This is a genomic window from Confluentibacter citreus (genome assembly GCF_002807055.1).
Classification (GTDB): domain Bacteria; phylum Bacteroidota; class Bacteroidia; order Flavobacteriales; family Flavobacteriaceae; genus Confluentibacter; species Confluentibacter citreus.
Map to the genome: position 1 here is coordinate 1 of NZ_NIXN01000007.1, position 14,962 is coordinate 14,962.

At 32.5% G+C, this 14,962-nt stretch carries 10 protein-coding genes and 1 rRNA gene; 4 read left to right on the forward strand and 7 right to left on the reverse strand.

Annotation, left to right across the window (positions count from 1 at the left end; genetic code table 11):
* Window positions 1-152 precede the first annotated feature (152 nt).
* Window positions 153-260 (forward strand): 5S ribosomal RNA (rrf, locus tag CDH49_RS12795).
* Window positions 261-384: 124 nt separating this feature from the next.
* On the forward strand, window positions 385-891 hold the full coding sequence (locus CDH49_RS12800) for a hypothetical protein (RefSeq protein ID WP_100615934.1): 507 nt from the start codon (window positions 385-387) through the stop codon (window positions 889-891).
* Between the two features lies 1 nt (window position 892).
* Here the strand turns inward: CDH49_RS12800 and CDH49_RS12805 are convergent, their stop codons facing one another.
* The 5 genes from CDH49_RS12805 to CDH49_RS12825 all read right to left on the reverse strand — a co-directional run bounded on the left by CDH49_RS12805 (window position 893) and on the right by CDH49_RS12825 (window position 7,513).
* Complete coding sequence (locus CDH49_RS12805) at window positions 893-1,123, reverse strand: DUF6095 family protein (protein WP_100615935.1); 231 nt, start codon at window positions 1,121-1,123, stop codon at window positions 893-895.
* Window positions 1,110-1,931, reverse strand: a complete 822-nt coding sequence (gene murQ / locus CDH49_RS12810) for an N-acetylmuramic acid 6-phosphate etherase (protein WP_100615936.1) — start codon at window positions 1,929-1,931, stop codon at window positions 1,110-1,112. The genes CDH49_RS12805 and murQ overlap by 14 nt, the downstream gene beginning before the upstream one ends.
* Before the next feature lie 88 nt (window positions 1,932-2,019).
* On the reverse strand, window positions 2,020-2,844 hold the full coding sequence (locus CDH49_RS12815) for a DUF4249 family protein (RefSeq protein ID WP_100615937.1): 825 nt from the start codon (window positions 2,842-2,844) through the stop codon (window positions 2,020-2,022).
* A 4-nt stretch (window positions 2,845-2,848) separates the two neighbouring features.
* A complete protein-coding gene (locus tag CDH49_RS12820; protein ID WP_100615938.1) occupies window positions 2,849-5,224 on the reverse strand; it encodes a TonB-dependent receptor in 2,376 nt (791 codons plus the stop codon).
* 78 nt (window positions 5,225-5,302) lie between these two features.
* Entirely contained in the window at window positions 5,303-7,513 is a 2,211-nt protein-coding gene (locus CDH49_RS12825; protein WP_100615939.1) for an NADP-dependent isocitrate dehydrogenase, read from the reverse strand.
* A 402-nt stretch (window positions 7,514-7,915) separates the two neighbouring features.
* On the opposite strand from CDH49_RS12825, the gene CDH49_RS12830 reads away from it, so the two are divergent.
* Both CDH49_RS12830 and CDH49_RS12835 read left to right on the forward strand, forming a co-directional pair.
* Window positions 7,916-9,256 carry a glycoside hydrolase family 2 TIM barrel-domain containing protein gene (locus tag CDH49_RS12830; protein ID WP_100615940.1) on the forward strand — a complete coding sequence of 447 codons (1,341 nt, stop codon included), beginning with the start codon at window positions 7,916-7,918 and terminating at the stop codon, window positions 9,254-9,256.
* A gap of 67 nt (window positions 9,257-9,323) precedes the next feature.
* Window positions 9,324-13,019, forward strand: a complete 3,696-nt coding sequence (locus CDH49_RS12835) for a glycosyltransferase family 2 protein (RefSeq protein ID WP_162296722.1) — start codon at window positions 9,324-9,326, stop codon at window positions 13,017-13,019.
* Window positions 13,020-13,728: 709 nt separating this feature from the next.
* Here the strand turns inward: CDH49_RS12835 and rplS are convergent.
* Together rplS and trmD are read right to left on the reverse strand one after the other, a co-directional pair.
* Window positions 13,729-14,079, reverse strand: a complete 351-nt coding sequence (gene rplS / locus CDH49_RS12840) for a 50S ribosomal protein L19 (RefSeq protein WP_100615942.1) — start codon at window positions 14,077-14,079, stop codon at window positions 13,729-13,731.
* Window positions 14,080-14,215: 136 nt separating this feature from the next.
* On the reverse strand, window positions 14,216-14,893 hold the full coding sequence (trmD, locus tag CDH49_RS12845; protein ID WP_100615943.1) for a tRNA (guanosine(37)-N1)-methyltransferase TrmD: 678 nt from the start codon (window positions 14,891-14,893) through the stop codon (window positions 14,216-14,218).
* Window positions 14,894-14,962 lie beyond the last annotated feature (69 nt).

Consider the following 14,962-nt stretch of genomic DNA (forward strand, 5'->3'; position numbering starts at 1 on the left):
TATTAGTTTTAAATGATTGTTGTTGTAGTTCATGATCTTGTTTCAATATGTTAAGATATTTGGCAGTCCACACTGCCGGTTGATGGTCAATGGTTATTGGTTGATGGCATTAGTGCCAATGGCCATGGGCAGACGGCCAACAGCCAAAAGTTTAAGGTGGTTATAGCGACGGGGCTCACCTCTTACCATTCCGAACAGAGTAGTTAAGCCCGTTAGCGCCGATGGTACTGCGAAAGTGGGAGAGTAGGTCGTTGCCTTTTTTGGAAGCCCTGCATGGTAATCATGCAGGGCTTTTTGTTTTTGTATAGGTGTGGTGAGTGGGTTATTTTAAATACTAAGGGAAAATAGTTTTTAAACCTAAAAATTTTAATTAATTTAGGCTACATGAACGTAATTATCCAATCTACTTTAAAAACACTTCAAAAGTCTCAATATATTCTTGCCAATTTATCTAATGAACAACTGTCTAACAACTCTATACCTCCTTATTATTCAAGTATTGGGTCCCATATTAGGCACATTTTGGATTTTTATGATTGTATATTGAATAAAGATTTACATAATCAAATTGATTTAACAGCTAGAAGTAGAAATAGAGCTGTTGAAAATTGTTGTATTCTAGCATTAGAGTATTTAAGTATAATTATTGAAAGGCTTAAAGATTCAGATTATAATATAGATGAAATAATTATAGTCAAAGATGACTTGGGTTTAGGAAAGATTGAGATGCCATATACTTTAGGAGCAGTATTATCGCAAGCTAATAGTCATACCATACATCATTATGCTATTATAAACTATATATTAAATGGTTTAAATATTCCTTTAGAAGATTCCGATTTTGGATATAATCCTAGTACTCCAAAGCAAGCAATACAAATTAATGAATAGTTTACTTTTTAAACATGCTATTCATTATAATGTTAATGCCTTTGAATATTAAAAAGATAGCCAATGCAGAAACTAGACACCCAAGTATGAGTATAGGTAAGTAAAGAGGTTTTTCTTTGTTACTAAAGGCTATACTAAGTAAAATAGGACCAGTAAAAAGGCTTAGAATGGCAAAAATCAAAATTTTTATGCCTTTTGCCAAAACGTTTTTATCTGTTTTACTTGTTTCCATGCTTGTAGTTTTTTATTGCTAATCGTACATTTTTATAAGTATCTAATAAACTTTTTGCTTCTTCTTGTTGGATATTCAGTTCTGCCATTATCATTTTGGTGCCTCTATCAACGAGTTTATTGTTGCTTAGTTGCATATCCACCATTTTGTTTCCTTTAATATGCCCTAACTGAATCATAGTCGTGGTGGTGATCATATTTAGAACCATTTTTTGGGCAGTTCCAGCTTTCATTCTAGAGCTTCCTGTTACAAATTCTGGACCGACGATGACTTCAATAGGAAACTGAGCGGTCTTAGACAACGGGCTATCCTGATTACAGGTGATACAGCCTGTTATAATATTGTTGTTATTGCAAAGTTCTAAAGCGGATATAACATAAGGGGTTGTACCAGAAGCGGCTATTCCTACAACTACGTCGTTTTGGTTAACATTGTAAAATTGTAAATCTTCCCAACCCAGTGTTGTGGAGTCTTCAGCAAATTCAACGGCTTTTCTAATAGCTGTATCGCCTCCAGCTATGAGTCCAATTACTAGATCATGAGAAACACCAAACGTGGGTGGACATTCTGAAGCATCTAAAATACCTAACCTACCACTAGTACCTGCACCCATATAGAATAAGCGTCCGCCTATTTTTAATTTAATAATTATCTGTTCGATTAAAGTTTCTATTTGAGAAAGTGCCTTTTCAACAGCTATAGCCACTGTTTTATCTTCATTATTAATATTTTTAAGCAATTCTGAGACACTCATCATTTCCAGATGGTTATAATTAGAATCTTGCTCGGTAGTTTTAATAAAGTTCATTTGATAAAAATACGATTTTAGATAATGTGATTGTAAACCAATATCATCCTTTTAATACTTAATAAATATTTTTCAGTATAAACAAATTTTATTCTATGGTATAAATAAATTGATCCGCTTCAGAGAGTCTGAAATAGCCAAAAGGATAATTGCTAGGATTCGTTATATTAACACAGTTCCCCCTTATACTGGTAGGTTGGGTTTCAAAAGGGCTGCCATTTTCATCACTTTTTTGTTGGAGCAAAAGAAAAATAAATTCATAAAATCGCTTTGAAACCCCATAATTTCTGATGATTATTTCATCTCCTGGTTTTAGGTCTTCTTTACTGAAAAATCCAAATATCTCATTTCCGTTGGTAAATTCATCATCATAAATTTCTAAATCAACTAGAGAATTTTTATCATTAATAAATTCGAAGAAATAATAATTCTCTTCATTTTCAGGATCATTATAATAGGCTTTGAGCTCTGTTTCGTCACCTGAAAAACCTTTATCGTTTTCTTGTTCTACACGGGTTATAGAAGTGACCGATTTTAAGAGTTCAGTACCAACATAGGTTTCATTTTGGTAGATAATAGTTAGGGTATATGTTTCATTAATCTTAGGAATGAAATTATAGGTTACATAGATACCTGTGTCTTCATTCTCAGTGAAAACAAAGGTATTATTACTGCTATCCGTAACTGTTATTTCGGCATTGTTGGCAGGTAGAATTTGTGTGTCAAAGTAAGGAGCTGATAATGATAATTTTATTGCTTGAAAATTACCAGGAGTACCTTTAAACCAATTAATAGAAGCTTCAATGACCAATTTTGGAGGAATATTGGGAGCATCGATTTGAATAACATCTTCGCAAGCTGTTGCCAATATACAGATAAATACGAGTAGTGTTTTTTTGAATAATGAATTCATAACATTAAAACTTAAAATTATAAGATACAGACGGTACTATGCCGAATATAGATAATCGCGTTGCTTCGTTAAGCCCACTTGTTTCATTACTTCCAAAGCGAATGGAAGCAGCATTTCTTCTATTATAAATATTATAAATTCCAAAAACCCAATAGCTTTGCAAGCCTACTTTTTTGTCTGGTTTTGGTGTGTATGTAGTCGAAATATCCAACCTGTGATACGAGGGTAATCTATTGGAATTCCTTGGCTCGAAATTAGGAACATTCACGCCATTATATATGTATTGCGAGTTAGGATACGTTGTTGGTCTACCCGTTTGAAATAAAAAATTGGCATTTAGCTTCCATTTTTCAGAATACTTATAGTTTGCTGTTAATGAAACATCATGTGTTCTATCATGTGGGGTGTTGTACCAATTACCATTGTTAATACCTAATTCATTTGGTGCTCTGCCCTCTGTTTGTTGTTTTGATTTTGAAAGTGTATAAGCTATCCAACCATTCAACCTGCCTTCATTTTTTTTAAATAAAACTTCTAAGCCATAAGCTTCGGCGTTACCATTTAATATAACCTGTTCAATGGCATTATTGGCTATCAGATCGGCTCCATCAATATAATCAATTCTGTTTTTTACTGTTTTATAAAAACTTTCAATCTCAAGCGAGTAATCTGTATAGTTGAAGTTTTTAAAATATCCAATAGCATACTGGTCTAGTAATTGGGGTTTAATATATTTTCCACTGGGTGTCCAAACATCAAGTGGTGTTGGAGAGCTTGTATTGGATAATAAATGCAAATACTGGCTCATTCTATTGTAACTTGCTTTTATAGACGATTTATCGTTAAGTTGGTAAGCCATTGACAACCTTGGTTCTGCGTTAAAGAATGATTTTATTACATCGCTTCTTTTGAAATTTTCTGTACCAATGGGATTTGCCTTTTCATAAATCTGTAAATTGTCATTAAAGACAACTGCTTGATCATTTTCATAAACATTGAGTTCATCTTGTCCTAAACTTAAGAAGGAACTAAGTCTTAACCCAAAGGAGACTGCCAATTTATCTGATAATTGATATTCAGAATCTAAATAGATAGCATTCTCAAAAGCATATTTGTCTATCAGTTTAAAAGTACTAATACCTGAAGTTGGAGTTGTAGGCTCTATTTTTCCCGGATTAAATTTGTAATATATACTGTTTAAACCAAATTCGAGTTTCATTTTATTATTCAAATAATATTTAAAATCGTATTTTAAATTGAAGTTTTGAATACCAGAGTTCCATTTAAACTCCACAAAATTGAGTTTTAAATCATAATAATAATCTGAGTAAATTAATGATAAATTGGTAAACAGTTTATTTGAGAACAGATGGTTCCATCTTAAATTAAGAATGGAATTACCATAAATGTTCTCAAAAGAATCTGCAATTGTAAATACATCGCGACCAAAGTAACCAGATAAGTAAATATTGTTTTTATCATCTATTTTGAAGCTTAGTTTGGTATTTAAATCATAAAAATAGGCTTCATTATTAATATCAAACAGCGGTAAAAATAAATGGGCATAACTGGAACGTCCTCCAAAGAGAAACGAACTTTTATCTTTTTTTAAAGGGCCTTCAATAAGTAACCTGCTAGAAACTATACCAATGCCGCCGTTAGCATGAAATTCTTTGCTATTGCCATCTTTTTGATAAATATCCAATACTGATGATACTCTACCTCCATAGCGAGCAGGAATACCTCCTTTGTATAACTTTAAGTCTTTAATAGCATCTGGATTAAAAACAGAGAAGAAGCCAAATAAGTGAGACGAATTATAAATGGTAGCTTCATCTAAAAGAATCAAATTTTGGTCTACTGCACCACCTCTAACATTAAAGCCAGAAGACCCTTCGCCTGCATTTGTTACCCCAGGTAACAAGGTGATTGCCTTTATAACATCTGCCTCACCCAAAACAACAGGTATGTTTTTTATGGTATTGGATGTTAAGCTGTTAATGCTCATTTGGGGCTTTTTTATATCTAGTTTCTCAACGTTTTCGATAATTATTATTTCGTTTAGGGTTTCTACATTTTCTTCTAAACTATAGTTTTTAGTAATATTTTGAGAAAGATTTATAGTGTCTATTATTGTATTATAACCAATGGATGATATCATTAATTTATATGTTCCTTTGGGAACTGTGATGGAAAAAAAACCATATTCGTTTGAAGATGTACCTAATTCAATTTCAGGGAAGTATAGATTAACCCCTATGACCGTTTCGTTACTTTTTATTTCAAATATAGTTCCGCTTAAAGTGAATTTTTCTTGTGAATTTGAATGGAAACAATTGAAAAAGAAGAGTATAGTGAAGCAGACAAAGATGTTTTTCATCAATCAATTTTTTTTGATAAATGTAAAAAAAATGCCTCTTATTAAGAGGCATTTTATATAAACTTTATATTAATAGTTTTAGCTTAGAATAGTATTGAAGGTTTTGCTTGGTCGCATCGCTTCATTAACAAGCTTTTCATTTGGGAAATAATAACCCTCTATGTTTACAGGGCTTCCTTGAATGCTGCTGAGCTCATTTAATATGACAGATTCATTGCTTGCCAATTCTTTAGCAATAGGAGTGAACTCTGCTTTTAAACTGCTGTTCGAGTTTTGTTTAGCTAGTGCTTCAGCCCAATATTTAGCTATGTAGTAATGGCTTCCTCTATTATCTACTTCTCCAACATTTCTAGAAGGACCGTTATTGTTTTCCAATAATTTTTCAGTAGCTTCATCAAGTGTTTCGGCTAAAATTTTGGCTTTCTCATTTTTGTTTACTTCACTAAAATGTTCTAGTGATACCGCTAAGGCTAAAAATTCACCTAAGGAATCCCAACGCAAATGGTTTTCGTTTATAAATTGTTCAACGTGTTTTGGCGCAGAACCACCAGCACCTGTTTCAAACAAACCGCCGCCATTCATTAAAGGTACAATGGACAGCATTTTCGCACTGGTACCAACCTCTAAAATAGGGAACAAATCGGTTAAATAATCACGTAATACGTTTCCGGAAACCGATATGGTATCTTTGCCTTCTTTTAATCTTTTGCAAGTAAATAATGTGGCATCAACAGGGGATAAAATTCTTAAATCTAATCCTGTCGTATCGTAATCTTTTAAGTATGTGTTTACTTTTTTAATCAATTCAGCATCATGGGCTCTGTTCTCGTCTAACCAAAAAACGGCAGGTGTTTCGGAAGCTTTGGCACGGGTTACTGCTAATTTCACCCAATCTTGTACTGGGGCATCTTTAGTTTGGCACATTCTCCAGATATCTCCTGTTTCCACAGGGTGTTCTAATAATGTTTTTCTAGAAGCATCTAAAACACGTACAACACCATCAGATGCGATTTCAAAAGTTTTATTGTGAGAGCCGTACTCTTCAGCCGCTTGCGCCATTAAGCCAACATTAGGTACTGTTCCCATTGTTTTAGGATCAAAAGCACCGTTTTCTTTGCAAAAATCGATAGTTGCAGTATAAATACCAGCATAACTACTATCTGGAATGACGGCTTTAGTGTCTTGAAGTTTGCCTTCTGGGTTGTACATACGTCCCGAAGTTCTAATCATAGCAGGCATGGAAGCATCAATAATCACATCACTTGGCACATGAAGGTTTGTAATACCTTTTTCTGAATTCACCATGGCAATGGCAGGACGTTTTTTAAATTCAGCAGCAATATCAGCTTCAATGTCTTTACGTTTTGCTTCGGGCAATTCTTTAATTTTTTCAATTAAATTACCAAAACCATTGTTGACATCAACGCCTATTTTATCGAGAGTTTCACCATGTTTTTCAAATACATCTTTAAAGAATACTTTCACAGCATGTCCAAAAATAATAGGATCACTAACTTTCATCATGGTGCCTTTCATGTGCAAAGAAAATAGCAAATCTTTCGCTTTCGCGTCAGCCACTTGGTCTTCAAAAAAGGATACTAACGCTTTTTTGCTCATTATGGTAGCATCAATTATTTCACCTTTTAGCAGAGCAAATTTATCTTTTAAAATGGTTATGTTTCCTTTGCTATCAGTATGTTCAATTGTGATACTTGTTGCTTCTGGTAAGGTTAAAGATTTTTCATTACTAAAAAAATCGCCACTAGACATGGTGGCAACATGTGTTTTGGAATCTTTGCTCCATGCACCCATGGAATGTGGATTCTTTTTGGCATAATTTTTAACCGCTTTTGGTGCACGTCTATCTGAATTCCCTTCACGAAGGATTGGGTTTACAGCACTACCTTTTATTTTGTCGTATCGAGATTTTGCTTCTTTTTCTGAATCGGTTTGTGGCTCATCTGGATAGCTTGGAATGGCATATCCTTTGGATTGTAATTCTTTTATAGCTGCTTTTAACTGTGGAATGGAAGCACTAATATTTGGAAGTTTCACAATATTTGCTTCAGGTTTTGTGGCTAATGCACCAAGTATCGCCAAATCATCAGATACGCGTTGTTCTTCTTTTAAAAAATCTGGAAAAACAGCTAAAATTCTTGCAGCTAAAGAAATATCTTTAGTTTCAATTTCAATTCCTGAAGATTTAACAAAGGCTTTTACTATTGGTAATAATGAACGTGTTGCTAAAGCAGGAGCTTCATCTGTTTTTGTATAAAAAATTTTAGACATTCGGGTCCAGTTTTTAAGTTAGTAAAATAAAAAATGCAATTTCATAAAATCCATAAAGACTTTTTTCGCGATGCGAATATACAAAATCTATAAGGTTTTTATAGGGTTATAAATACTATTGTAGAAGTTTTATTATTGTTAGTAAATACAAATATGGTTTTTTATTAATTCTTAAAATATTACATTATATAGTATTAATTCTTGAAATTGATATTCAAGAAACAATCTATTTTTTGGTTTTATATTGTATTTGAAATTGGTTTTGTATGTTATTATAATTCCAGTCTATTATCAAGTTTTGTTAAAAAAGCTTTACAGGATTGCTTTTTTAAATGTTTTAATTATTAGTGTAAGATTTAATTGATACATTTGTATGCTATTAATTTTGACCACATAATTTTAATGAAGAGACTTATTAAAATAGTTTTCTTGTTTATTGTTGTTTTTTTAGTTTCACTAGTTTTTCTCCTCCTATATACCCATAGAGATAAAAAAAGCGTTGTAGACAATACAAAAGATGTTTACATTGTTGAAGATTCAGTTGGTTTTAAGCTTTTTAGAAAAGGTGAACCGTTTATAATTAAAGGAGCTGCTGGCAATGGAGAGCATTTAGAAGCCTTATCTGATATTGGGGGAAATACCATTCGTTTATATGACACTACAAATATTCAATCGATTTTAGATAGAGCTTATAATAATAACATAGCTGTTATTGTTGATATACCCATTCCTAAATATGATAAAGAATATAATTTCTATTCTAATGAAGAAAACATCACGGCTTTAAAAAGTACTGTTAAAAATTTTGTAAATGCCTATAAAAATCATCCTGCTCTGCTATTCTGGAGTATGGGGAATGAACTTGAATATCCAGAGGTTTTTATAAAGAATGATTTTATAAAAACATTCAATGATTTAGTTGATATGGTTCATGATTTAGATCGTAATCATCCAGTTGGGACGAGTAATCAATATGACAGATGGCAAATTTTAAGTATTAATCTTCATTCTCCCAATCTTGATTTCATAGGGTTAAATATATTTGGCAGCTTATATGGTCTAAGTAGTCGATATGATGAACTAAGTTATTTAATAAAGCAATTGCCTTACTATATAAGCGAATTTGGAAGTAGTGGACCATGGGAGTCAAAGACGACATCTTGGGGTGCGCCTATAGAATATATAAGTACCAAAAAAGGAGAGCAATATGTAAATCAATACAATTCGTTTATAGCTACAGATAAAAAATCCATGGGTAGTTTAGTTTTTTATTGGGCCCAAAAACAAGAGCGTACTCATACGTGGTTTAGCATATTTGACGAAGAAGGAAGAAAATCTCAAATTTATTATGACATGCAAGCATGTTGGGGCGAATCCGCAATTAAAAATGATTTTCCGCCAAAATTAAAGGATATGACGATAAATGGGAAAAGAGCTGAAGATGAATTGATTTATAAACCGAACGATGTCAAAACAGCCACCTTACATTTAGAGGGTATAATCGATGCTGCTTTTAAGTATCAATGGGAAATTTATGAAGAAGGTTGGTATTATAAACTATATGATAATGAAAAGAAGCCTAAATTGATTTTGAAGAGTTTAGAGAATCAGGGCGATTTAACATTTACGTTTATAACCCCAAATATTGAAGGACCATATAGGATTTTTGTTCATGTGTATGATGAAAAAGGAAATTTTTCCACAGCCAACATACCTTTTTATGTTTTAGAAGCCCATGATTGATGCTAATTTTTTAACAAATCCTAGAAAAAGGGACTTATTTGCCCTAAGGTTAATTATTATAATTGCCTTGTTAACTATTTTTAATTTTTTTTTCTGGTTTCTTCAACCTGAATTAATAGAAAACCCCTTTTTATTTTGGCTCCTTACCAGTGTTATACTATTTGATAGTCTGAGAATTATTTATATATGGTATCACTATTGGGATGTAAGTGTACCTGTAAAGCCAATTTCCGACAAACAATTTACGGTAGATATATTAACTACTTACTTCCCTGGCGAACCTTACGACATGATAGTTGAAACGCTTTTAGCTATCAAAAAAATTAATTATCCTCACACCGCTTATTTATGCGATGAAGCTAATGATGCTTATTTAAAGGATTTTTGTAATAATAACGGCATTATCCATGTCACAAGAGATAACAGGATTAACGCTAAAGCGGGTAATATTAACAATGCCTTACAGCAAGCAACGGGTGAAATTTGTCTAATTCTTGATCCAGATCACGTTCCCTTATCAAATTTCTTAGACGAAGTAATACCTTACTTTGAAGATGAAAATATAGGATTTGTTCAAACCGCTCAAGTATACTATAATGTAGAGGAATCGTCTGTGGCCAAAGGAGCTGCACAGCAAACATTTCATTTTTACGGTCCTCTTATGATGTGTATGAACTCATATGGAACGGTTAATGCCATAGGCGCGAATTGTGTTTTTAGACGAAAGGCGTTAGATTCCATAGGTGGACATGCTCCCGGATTATCTGAAGATATGCATACTGCCATGCAACTCCATGCCAAAGGATGGAAATCTATATACGTTCCACAGGCATTTACAAAGGGATTGGTGCCAGCGTCGCTAACCGCATATTATAAACAACAGTTAAAGTGGTCTAGGGGTACTTTGGAATTATTAGTATCGGTTTATCCTAAGTTATTTAAGAATTTTACATGGAGACAAAAAATACATTACGGAATATTACCTATGCATTATTTGTCGGGTATTTTTTTTCTGATTGGTTTTTTGGTGCCTATAATTTCTTTATTCAATGCTTCTCTGCCTTGGAAAGGGAATATTATAAATTTTGGTCTTATCTACATGCCTATGTTCATTTCTATCATAGGTATTCGTCTGTATATTCAGCGCTGGGTAATACATAAAAGCGAACGTGGACTCCACATACTGGGAGGTTTGTTAATGATTTGTTCATGGTGGGTTTTACTAATTGGATTTATATATACGGTAATTAGGAAGAATGTTCCTTATTTGCCAACCCCAAAAAATGATAAGGAGTTAACAAATTTTAAGTTATTGATTCCAAATCTAGTAATTGCTATATTGTCTATTGTAGCGGCCATCTATGGATTAAGTGTAGATTATACGCCATTTTCACTATTTATGGCGGGCTTTGCTCTAATGAATGCTTTTTTCATGTTTTATACTCTAGTTTTTGCTTATGAAAAGCCTCCATTAGAGAATATAAAATTTGATGAAAACCATAAGTTATATACCAAGACCATAAGGAACAGTGCCTTTAATTTTTTTAATAAATTGGCTTTGCCTATAATTTTGTTTTCAATTTTTATATGTGGAAGTCTTCTATACTATAGGGAATACATTAAATGGACTGGTGTTTCCCCAATTGTTAAAGAAAAAAATATTATTAATTATTTGGGCATTTATGCCCCTAGCTCAGATAATGGTCTTACCGATTTTAATGAAATAAAAAAAACATTAAATAATACTGATGAAAATTTTGATTTAATTTCTATATACATAAGTTGGGATGCCAATACTGAATCCAATTTTCCCAGAACATTGGTAGATTCAATATTTGAGCAAAAATCCATACCTTTTATTACATGGGAACCTTGGTTAAACACTTTTGAAAGTGACAAAAGCATAGAAGGAAAGCATGTTTACGATCTTATAGTAGAGGGATATTTTGATAATTTCATGGCCAATTTTGCAGATGATTTAAAATCATATAATCGTCCCGTTTTTCTCAGATTTGCCCATGAATTCGACAATCCTTTTTATCCCTGGTATGTAGAAGGGGAAGATGCAGCAACAAAGTTTAAAACCGCGTGGATTCATACCTACGAAATATTTAGAAAACGGGGGGCAAATAATATTGTTTGGATATGGAATCCGTGGAAATCAGAAAATATGGTGTCTTATTATCCTGGAGAATCATATCTGGATTGGATTGGTGTCAATATTTTAAATTATGGAGAGTTCAATGAAGATAGAACAGGACATGATTTTAAAAGTTTGTATCAACCTTTTCATGATGAACTCAAAAACCTACCATTAACTCCCGTAATCATATCTGAGTTCGGGTCTTTGAAATCCAGTCATCAGGAAAAGGATCAAAAAGATTGGCTAGACGAAGCATTTGAAGTCATGGCAGATGATTACCCTGAAATTAAATCCATTATTTATTTTAATAGCAAATATGATAACAATTGGCCTGAAGGAGAACGCCATAATGAGTATTTAGATTGGTCTGTGGCCTCAAAGCAACTTACAGAAACTTCATTTGCTAATAAAGAAGTGCCTAGCTATGTATTCCAACCTTTAGCAAATTTAAAAACACATGACACACAGTTTATTAAAAAAAATAACACCTTAGAGAATATTAAAGGGATTAATTATAAAAAGGGTCATAATTGGAAAAGTGACTATTATGTGCTAAATAGAAATAATTTAATTGACGACTTTCAAAAGCTTAAAACGCTTGGGGTAAATACCATCAAATATCAACTAAATTCTACATACGATTATAATGTATTAATGATTAGTGAGATGTTTGAAATGGATGTTTCACTCAGTTTTTGGATCCCTGAAGATGTTGATTTTATGATTGATACATTAAAAACGCAATCATTAAAATTTGAAATTCTAAAAAAAGTAAAGTCTTTAAAAGAGAATAAACATATTATCTCATGGAATATTGAAAATGATGTGCAATACAATCAAAAAAACTTTTTCCATAAACCAGAGCTTTTGTATCAAAATAAAGCTTACCTATTGTGGTTGAAAAGTCTTGTGGAAGAAATTAAAATATTAGATCCTAATCGACCATTGGTAGTAGATGTTGAAATAAATAAGCAATCCATTTTTCATATAAATAGGATAATAAGTAATATAAATGGAATAGACGCCATTGGGATTGTAGTTAAAGAGGATGGTTATTTGGATGAAGTTTTAAATCATATTAAAAAATCAGGAAAGAATTTTGTCCTTAGGGAAATTGGCACAGATAATTTTGTAAAACATGAAAACAGTATTCAAAATGAGCCTTTTTACATCACCTCATGGCAGGATAAGCATGAGAGTAATAAATTGGATTTTTATGGATTAGTAGACCGAAAAGGCAGATATAAAGAAGACTATTACACATTACATTCTAAATTAGCAAAAACAAACTACAAAGCTGTCTTTCCTAAATTTAAAATTTTAAAACCATCAAAATTGATATTTGATAATACCCCATATACTTATCGTGCTATGTTTTATGATGATAGTAAGGGCTGGACATTTGCAACAGATAATGATGGTTTTAAATTTGAATGGTCTTTGATAAAATGTGATGATTATGGTAACTACCTTGCCGTAAAAGATGTAGGTTTTAATGCTACTTTAAATTTAACAGCACCGGAAAAGAATGAGAATTATAAGCTGCTTTTAACTATTATAAAGGGAGATAAAATAACTACCTCCCTTACAAGTTTGAAGACGCCTGTATTGAATAAATAGGTATATGACTTAAAGGTAACACTAGAAATTGAAGAATACTCTAAAAAACAAAAGCCATATCACATAGAAATTAATCTATTTTGATATGGCTTTCTTTGAAGTAGTAGGACCTGACCTATTTAGTATTACTACTAAATCAACTTAATCTTTCGAGTAAATCTTTTCAATGCAAGTATTACTATTTCAACGAAACATTTTAATTGTAATTATCAAAATGTATTGACATATTACTAAAATGTTTCAGTTTATTGTTTCTTTTGATGCTTTTCAATCTATTGTTTGTTTTTCACAATCAATACACTTCTAAGCATTGCTCCTACCAAAGCAAGCCCTTTCGGAACCTACTTTTTTTCAAAGCTTTCAATCACATTAGTTATTTAGCTGTTGTACATCTAAATCTATCTATGATATCATGGTTTTTTGCTCACACACGCTTACACGTGGCACAACAAAACCTCAAAAAACAATTTTTTTATAAAGAACGTTACTTCATTTAGAATGTCAATATAAATTCACTTTTACATGAAACCAACCGAGGTTGTTATTTAATTCTTATGCTAAGATACTTTAAGAAATCAAAAAAACAAATTTTTCAGACTATTAGATATCAACGCGTTATGAACTAGAGTTATTAACTTTTGTTAATAAAAAAAGCCTTGATACTATCAAGGCTTTTAAGTTTCTGTCTGAAAAACAGAAAGTATATTTATTAGTGTCTACTTTCTTTAATTCTAGCTTTTTTACCAGTAAGACCTCTAAAGTAGAAGATTCTAGCTCTACGAACTTTACCTCTTTTGTTAACTTCAATTTTTTGCAAAGCTGGTAAATTAACTGGAAATATACGTTCCACACCTACAGTACCAGACATTTTTCTAATGGTAAATGTTTCTGATGCTCCACTACCTCTTCTCTGAATAACTACACCTCTAAAAAACTGGGTACGAACTTTTTCGCCCTCTCTAATTTCATAGTAAACAGTAATTGTGTCTCCAGCTCCAAACTCTGGAAAGTCTTTTTTCGTTACAAACTCGTCTTGAACAAATTTTACTAAAGATTCCATATCTTTAAATTTAATATTGATTAATTCGAAACAACATTCACGATTCTCGCCAGAGGTTAACCCGAAATTGGGTGCAAAGATAATTAAAAAGTTAAAAGTTAAAAGCTAAAAGCCAAAAGTTTTTAAAAATAAGTATTTAATCTTCTAGCAAGTCGGGCCGTCGTTCTTTGGTGCGCTCGTAAGCCTGTTCTTCACGCCATTTTTCTATTTTTGGTAGGTTGCCGCTAAATAAAAGTTCGGGAACTTTCCAACCTTTATACTCACGTGGTTTTGTGTAAATAGGAGGCGCCAATAAATTATCTTGAAACGAATCGGTTAGGGCAGATGTTTCGTTGCCCAAAACCCCTGGGATTAATCTAATTATAGCATCACAAAGTACGGCGGCTGCCAACTCGCCTCCAGATAACACATAATCACCAATAGAAATCTCACGGGTTATAAAATGGTCGCGTACACGTTGGTCTACACCTTTGTAATGGCCACATAAAATAATGATGTTTTCTTTTAATGATATGTGGTTTGCTATGCCTTGTTTTAGGGTTTCGCCATCGGGTGTCATATAAATAACCTCGTCGTAATGGCGTTTTGCTTTTAGTGCAGAAATACATTTATCAATAGGTTCAATCATCATAACCATACCTGCGCCACCACCAAATTGGGTGTCGTCAACCGATTTATAATTATCACTCGTATAATCCCTTAAATTGTGAAAATGCACTTCGACCAAATTCGCTTCAATAGCGCGTTTTAAAATGGAAGCTTCAAACGGACTTTTAAGTAATTCAGGTAAAACGGTAATAATATCTATGCGCATGATGTTGTTTTAAAACATGCAAATATAGGTTATTTGGAGGATAGTTTATTGGTGAGGATTTTGGTTTTG

Excerpts from the sequence above, each read along its gene's own strand:
- CDH49_RS12800 (WP_100615934.1), top strand. The coding sequence starts at position 385 with ATGAACGTAATTATCCAATCTACTTTAAAAACACTTCAAAAGTCTCAA.
- CDH49_RS12805 (WP_100615935.1), bottom strand. The coding sequence starts at position 1,123 with ATGGAAACAAGTAAAACAGATAAAAACGTTTTGGCAAAAGGCATAAAA.
- murQ (WP_100615936.1), bottom strand. The coding sequence starts at position 1,931 with ATGAACTTTATTAAAACTACCGAGCAAGATTCTAATTATAACCATCTG.
- CDH49_RS12815 (WP_100615937.1), bottom strand. The coding sequence starts at position 2,844 with ATGAATTCATTATTCAAAAAAACACTACTCGTATTTATCTGTATATTG.
- CDH49_RS12820 (WP_100615938.1), bottom strand. The coding sequence starts at position 5,224 with ATGAAAAACATCTTTGTCTGCTTCACTATACTCTTCTTTTTCAATTGT.
- CDH49_RS12825 (WP_100615939.1), bottom strand. The coding sequence starts at position 7,513 with ATGTCTAAAATTTTTTATACAAAAACAGATGAAGCTCCTGCTTTAGCA.
- CDH49_RS12830 (WP_100615940.1), top strand. The coding sequence starts at position 7,916 with ATGAAGAGACTTATTAAAATAGTTTTCTTGTTTATTGTTGTTTTTTTA.
- rplS (WP_100615942.1), bottom strand. The coding sequence starts at position 14,079 with ATGGAATCTTTAGTAAAATTTGTTCAAGACGAGTTTGTAACGAAAAAA.
- trmD (WP_100615943.1), bottom strand. The coding sequence starts at position 14,893 with ATGCGCATAGATATTATTACCGTTTTACCTGAATTACTTAAAAGTCCG.